Source organism: Candidatus Nanopelagicales bacterium, from assembly GCA_018003655.1.
In the GTDB taxonomy this organism is placed as follows: Bacteria; Actinomycetota; Actinomycetes; order S36-B12; family UBA10799; genus JAGNDY01.
Window position 1 is genome coordinate 1 of record JAGNDY010000097.1, and the last position, 6,249, is coordinate 6,249.

5 protein-coding genes are annotated in these 6,249 nt (G+C 63.9%); all 5 read right to left on the minus strand.

Going from position 1 to position 6,249, the window contains the following annotated elements; translation table 11 throughout:
* A partial coding sequence (locus KAZ48_10160; GenBank protein MBP7973153.1) for an AAA family ATPase occupies nucleotides 1-2,075 on the minus strand: 2,075 nt, incomplete at its 3' end.
* Between the two features lie 5 nt (nucleotides 2,076-2,080).
* Nucleotides 2,081-2,419 carry a MerR family transcriptional regulator gene (locus KAZ48_10165; GenBank protein MBP7973154.1) on the minus strand — a complete coding sequence of 113 codons (339 nt, stop codon included), beginning with the start codon at nucleotides 2,417-2,419 and terminating at the stop codon, nucleotides 2,081-2,083.
* Complete coding sequence (gene dnaJ, locus KAZ48_10170; protein ID MBP7973155.1) at nucleotides 2,419-3,627, minus strand: molecular chaperone DnaJ; 1,209 nt, start codon at nucleotides 3,625-3,627, stop codon at nucleotides 2,419-2,421. The genes KAZ48_10165 and dnaJ overlap by 1 nt, the downstream gene beginning before the upstream one ends.
* A gap of 75 nt (nucleotides 3,628-3,702) precedes the next feature.
* Nucleotides 3,703-4,365 (minus strand): nucleotide exchange factor GrpE, encoded by a 663-nt coding sequence (gene grpE / locus KAZ48_10175; GenBank protein MBP7973156.1) that lies wholly within the window; start codon nucleotides 4,363-4,365, stop codon nucleotides 3,703-3,705.
* On the minus strand, nucleotides 4,362-6,209 hold the full coding sequence (dnaK, locus tag KAZ48_10180) for a molecular chaperone DnaK (protein MBP7973157.1): 1,848 nt from the start codon (nucleotides 6,207-6,209) through the stop codon (nucleotides 4,362-4,364). The genes grpE and dnaK overlap by 4 nt, the downstream gene beginning before the upstream one ends.
* Nucleotides 6,210-6,249: the final 40 nt, after the last annotated feature.

Consider the following 6,249-nt stretch of genomic DNA (forward strand, 5'->3'; position numbering starts at 1 on the left):
AGCAGGATGTTGAAGACGTCCGGGTTGGCCTTCTCCACCTCATCGAGCAACACCACTGAGTAGGGCCGACGGCGAACTGCCTCGGTGAGTTGACCGCCCTCCTCGTACCCGACATAGCCAGGAGGTGCACCGACTAGGCGCGCGACCGAGTGCTTCTCGCCGTACTCGCTCATGTCGATGCGGATCATGGCCCGCTCGTCGTCGAATAGGAAGTCCGCCAGACCCTTGGCAAGCTCGGTCTTTCCCACGCCGGTGGGACCGAGGAACAGGAACGAACCGGTCGGGCGGTTGGGGTCGGAGATGCCGGCTCGCGCCCGCCGGACTGCGTCAGACACCGACCGGACGGCATCGACCTGGCCGACCACCCGTTTGCCGATCTCTTCTTCCATTCGCAAGAGCTTCTCGCTCTCGCCCTCAAGCAGGCGGCCAGCCGGAATCCCGGTCCACGACGCCACCACCTCAGCAATGTCAGCTGGACCGACTTCTTCCTTGACCATCGCCGAGCGGGCATTCGCCTGCGCGGTCACCTCGACCAGGTCCTTCTCCAGCGCGGGGATGTCGGCGTAGACGATGCGTGAGGCCTGCTCAAAGTCACCGTCGCGTTGGGCGCGATCAGCAACCATGCGCAACTCGTCGATGCGCATCTTGATCTCGCCGACGCGGTCGAGGCCGGATTTCTCCTGCTCCCAGTTCGCCCGCAAGCCCAGCAACGCCTCTTCCTTGTCCGCCAGGTCTGCTCGGATCTTCTCGAGCCGCGCCATGGAGGCCTCGTCGGTCTCCTTGGCGACGGCGAGTTCCTCCATCCGCAATCGGTCAACCGAGCGCTGCAGATCGTCGATCTCCGCCGGCGAGGAGTCGATCTCCATTCGCAGGCGAGACGCTGACTCATCGATGAGGTCGATGGCTTTGTCTGGCAGGAAGCGCGCGGTGATGTAGCGATCGGACAGCGTCGCCGCGGCAACCAGGGCTGAGTCAGCGATGGCGACTTTGTGGTGCGCCTCGTACTTCTCCTTGAGTCCGCGCAGGATGCCGACGGTGTCCTCGACGTTTGGCTCGCCGACCAACACCATCTGGAATCGGCGCTCGAGCGCGGCGTCCTTTTCGATGTGTTGGCGGTACTCGTCCAGCGTGGTCGCGCCAACCATCCTCAGTTCGCCGCGAGCGAGCATTGGCTTGAGCATGTTGCCCGCGTCCATCGCCCCCTCCCCGCTGGCGCCAGCACCCACCACCGTGTGCAGTTCATCAATGAAGGTCACGACTTGGCCGTCTGAGCCCTTGATCTCTTCCAATACCGACTTGAGGCGCTCCTCGAATTCGCCGCGGTACTTGGCACCGGCCACCATCGCGCCGAGGTCGAGCGAGATCAGGCGTTTGCCGCGCAGTGACTCGGGCACGTCGCCGGCAACGATCCGTTGCGCCAAGCCCTCGACCACGGCGGTCTTGCCGACGCCGGGCTCGCCGATCAGAACCGGGTTGTTCTTGGTTCGACGACTCAGCACCTGAACGACGCGACGGATCTCGCTGTCTCGACCGATAACCGGATCCAACTTGCCTTCGCGCGCCAGCGCTGTGAGGTCGATGCCGTACTTCTCCAGCGCTTGGAAGCTACCTTCCGGGTCGGCGTTGGTGACTCGGGTCGCTCCACGAACGTTGCTCAACGCATCGATGAGCGCCTCGGGGTTGGCTCCGGAGTTGGCGAGTGCGTCCTCCACACTTTGGCCGCCCTTGCGAGCCAGGCCGATGAGCAAGTGCTCGGTGGAGACGTACTCGTCGCCACGTTCCTGGGCGAACTCCTGCGCTGTCTGGACGGCGGCAAGTCCGTCGCGGGACAACTGCGGACTGGCACCGCCCGTCGCGCTTGGGAGTTTGGCAACCAGCTCGCGAGTCTTGCCGAGTAGCGCGGTGCGATCAGAACCAACCGCTTCCAACAATGCCGCCGCAATTCCGTCATCGCCTTGTTGCAACAGGGCCAACAGAATGTGCGCGGAGGTGACCTCGGGATTGCCGTTGGCCGCCGCCAGTTGCATCGCGGAGGTCAGCGCCTCCTGCGTCCGGGTGGTGAATTGCATATCCATCGGGTTTACCTCCGCCGTTGCGGGCGCCAGACGACCAGCGCAGTGGATGACTTGTGCCGTTCGAGTTGCGCAAGCCGCGCTCGCAGTGAAGCGACCTCGTTCTCCAGCTCCAACACGCGTTGAATGCCAGCGAGGTTCATCCCCTCCGCGGCGAGCTGCTGGACCTCGCGAAGTCGCAGGATGTCGCGCATTGAGTACAGCCGGTTGCGTCCACCTACCCGGTCGGGTGACACGAGGCCGAGCCGGTCGTATTGCCGCAGGGTCTGGGGATGCAGACCGGCTAGATCGGCGGCCACCGAAATGACGTAGACCGGTTGGTTGTCGTCAAAGGAGCGGGCAGCCATCACGCATCACCTACCTTGGCGAATAGTTCTGCTCGCGGATCCTCCGAGCCGCGTGCTTCGCGCAGGGCCTCGACGGCCGCTTTCGCCTCGTCGCCCAACGCCGACGGGACAGCGACTTGCACCGTCACAATCAAGTCACCGTGCTTGCCGCTGTGCGGGTGCGCGCCCTTGTCCTTCACGCGGAACTTGCGACCGTTGGAAGTTCCCGCGGGGATCTTCAGGGTCACCGATGAACCATCCGGGGTTGGCACCTTGACGTTGGCGCCCAAAGCAGCCTCGTCGAATGCAATCGGGACGCTGAGCGTCACGTTCATTCCGTCGCGCCCGAAAACCTGGTCGGCAGTCACGTGGACCACGATGTAGAGGTCGCCATTGGGGGCACCGTTCTCGCCCGGCGAACCTTTGCCCTTGAGCTTGATCTTCTGGCCATCGCGAACGCCAGCGGGAATGCGGGCATGGATGGTGCGGGAACTCGTCCCATGGCCGGTTCCGTGGCAGGTCGGGCATGGGTCGTCGATGATGACACCGCGTCCGCGGCACGTCTCGCAGGGCTCGGAAAACGCGAAGCCGCCCTGGTTATGAACCACGGCACCGGCTCCCTGGCACGCAGGACACACCTTCGGTGCGGTCCCTGGGCGTGAGCCTGACCCGCCACAGGTCTGACAGCTTCCTTCTGTGCTCAGCCGCAACGGCAGCGTCACGCCATGCAGCGCATCGCGGAAACCCATCGTCACTTCACTTTCGATGTCCGAGCCACGACGCGGCGAGCGACTACGGCCACCTCGGTTGAACAACCCACCGAGCACGTCACCGAAACCGCCCCCGCCGGCGCCGGCGCCACCTTGGCCGAACAGATCGCCGAAGTCCGAGGCGTCGAACGTCTGAGCTCCGCCACTGGGTTGGCGACCGCCACGGCCGAAGCCACCTCGGCCGAAGCCACCCGTGCCGCTTCCGCCGTACATTTCCCGGGCTTCGTCGTATTTGCGGCGCGTTTCTGCATCGCCAAGCACGTCGTACGCCTCAGTCACTTCCTTGAAGCGATCCTCGGCCTTCTTGTTGTCCGGGTTCGCGTCCGGATGCAGTTCGCGCGCGAGCTTGCGATAGGCCTTCTTGATCTCGGCAGCTTCCGCCTTCTTGGAGACGCCCAGCGACTTGTAGTAGTCCTTGTCGAGCCACTCCCGACGGATGCCCTCACCCTCCGGTGCCATCTGTCGTCCCTCCTCTCGGCGGCGTGCTTGCCTCAGGCGCCTCCTCCGGCGCCGTGTCTGCCCGATGCGCCTCTGTCACTCGGTGACTGCGACTCGAGCTGGACGGATGACGCGATCGTTGAGCCGGTAGCCGGGCTCAAAGATCTGCGAGCAGACCGGCCCGGCCGGAGTGCCTGCGTCAGGGTCTTCGGCAGCGACGATTCCCTCAGGCAACGGGGCCTGCGTCAGTGCTTCGTGCAACTCCGGATCGAATCGATCACCGGCAACTCCGTAACGAGTCAAACCCAGCCGCGTTGTCGTCGCCTCAAGGGCCTCGCCGACGGACTTGAAAGCGCCCGTCAACTCGTCGTGTTGGCGCGCCCGATCGATGTCATCAAGCACTGGCAGCAACTCGTTGAGCACCGCACCGACAGCCAACGCGCGGTTCAGCTCGCGGTCGCGATCGACTCGCTTTCGGTAGTTGGCGTACTCCGCGGTGATGCGCTGCAGGTCCCCAGTCAACTCGGCAACGCGTGCCTGCGCACCTGCCGTTTCGGCCGCATCCTCGACGTCTTCGGACAAGACCTCGCCATTCTCGACTTCGATGATTTCGCCCTGGACCGCCTCCGTGGCGGCGTCGGCCTCGGAGGCCGGAGCGGGCTCACTCAACGCTCCGGTCTCCGGGTCGATTCGACGCTTGTCCGTGATGCGAACACCGTCAGCCGCCTCGTCGTGGTTGTCCGGCGAGGACTCGGTCATTTCTTCTCGTCCTCGTCGACGATCTCGGCCTCGACGACCTCTTCGTCATCGTCAGACGCGGAACCTTCGCCACCGTCGCCACCAGGTGCGCCACCGTCGGCCGCAGCCGCTTGGTCTGCGTAGAGCGCAGCACCAAGAGCTTGGCTCGAGGTGGCAACCTTCTCCGACGCGGTCTTGATCGCCTCGGTGTCGGTGCCCTCAAGGGCCTTCTTCAACTCATCGAGTGGACCGCTGACGTTCTCTTTGGCCTCATCCGGGAGTTTGTCGGCGTTATCGGCGATGAACTTCTCGGTCTGGTAGACGAGGCTTTCGGCACCGTTGCGCACCTCGACCTCTTCGCGACGACGAGCGTCTTCCTCAGCGTGCTCCTCGGCCTCGCGCATCATCCGTTCGATGTCGTCCTTTGGCAGACCGGAGCCGCCGGTGATCGTCATCGACTGCTCCTTGCCCGTGCCCAAGTCCTTAGCCGACACATGCACGATGCCGTTGGCATCGATGTCGAACGTGACCTCGATCTGCGGCAAACCACGCGGCGCCGGCGGCAACCCGGTGAGCTCGAAGGTGCCGAGCTTCTTGTTGAAGGACGCCATCTCGCGCTCGCCCTGGAAGACCTGGATGAGCACCGACGGCTGGTTGTCGTCGGCAGTCGTGAAGGTCTCCGAGCGCTTGGTCGGGATGGTGGTGTTGCGCTCGATCAGGCGGGTCATGATGCCGCCCTTGGTCTCGATGCCCAGCGACAGCGGGGTGACGTCAAGCAGCAGGACATCCTTGACTTCGCCCTTGAGCACACCGGCCTGAAGTGCGGCGCCAATCGCGACGACCTCGTCCGGGTTGACGCCCTTGTTCGCGTCCTTGCCGGTCATGCTCTTGACCAGGTCAGCTACTGCTGGCATCCGGGTCGAGCCGCCAACAAGCACGACGTGGTGGATGTCGTCGACCTTGATGCCGCCGTCCTTGATGACCTGCTCAAACGGCTTCTTGCAACGATCCAAGAGGTCCTGGGTCATTGCCTGGAATTGCGCGCGGCTGAGCGTTTCGTCCAAGTGCAACGGGCCGTCGGCCGATGCCGTGATGTAAGGCAGGTTGATCGCCGTCTGGTTGGAGCTCGACAGTTCGATCTTGGCCTTCTCAGCAGACTCACGTAGACGCTGCATGGCCATCTTGTCCTTGGCCAGATCGACACCGTGAGCGTTCTTGAACTGCGTCACCAGGTAGTCGACGAGCTTGGCATCCCAGTCGTCACCACCGAGGTGGTTGTCGCCACTGGTGGACTTGACCTCAACGACCCCGTCGCCAATCTCAAGCAGGGACACGTCGAAAGTTCCGCCACCGAGGTCAAAGACCAAGATGGTCTCTTCCTTCTCGGCCTTGTCCAGCCCGTAGGCGAGCGCAGCGGCAGTGGGCTCGTTGATGATGCGCAGGACGTTGAGTCCGGAGATCTCGCCGGCCTCTTTGGTCGCTTGGCGCTGGGCGTCGTTGAAGTACGCCGGGACAGTGATGACGGCGTCGGAGACTGGCTCGCCCAGGTAGGCCTCGGCGTCGCGCTTCAGCTTTCCCAGAACTCGCGCGCTGATCTCCTGCGCGGTGTAGCTCTTGCCGTCGATGTCGACGGACCAGTTGGTTCCCATGTGGCGCTTGACTGAACGAATGGTGCGGTCAACGTTGGTGACGGCCTGCCGTTTGGCGACCTCTCCGACGAGGACCTCGCCGTTCTTGGCGAACGCGACAACCGACGGCGTCGTGCGGGCGCCCTCGGCATTCGCGATAACTGTTGGGTCGCCGCCTTCAAGGACGGAGACGACTGAGTTGGTGGTTCCGAGGTCGATTCCGACTGCTCGTGCCATGTAAATCTCCTTGTGTTCTCTTCGGTGGTGCGCCGATTTG

Coding starts and splice junctions, on each gene's coding strand:
- grpE (MBP7973156.1), bottom strand. CDS start 4,365: ATGACCGAGTCCTCGCCGGACAACCACGACGAGGCGGCTGACGGTGTT.
- KAZ48_10165 (MBP7973154.1), bottom strand. CDS start 2,419: ATGGCTGCCCGCTCCTTTGACGACAACCAACCGGTCTACGTCATTTCG.
- dnaJ (MBP7973155.1), bottom strand. CDS start 3,627: ATGGCACCGGAGGGTGAGGGCATCCGTCGGGAGTGGCTCGACAAGGAC.
- dnaK (MBP7973157.1), bottom strand. CDS start 6,209: ATGGCACGAGCAGTCGGAATCGACCTCGGAACCACCAACTCAGTCGTC.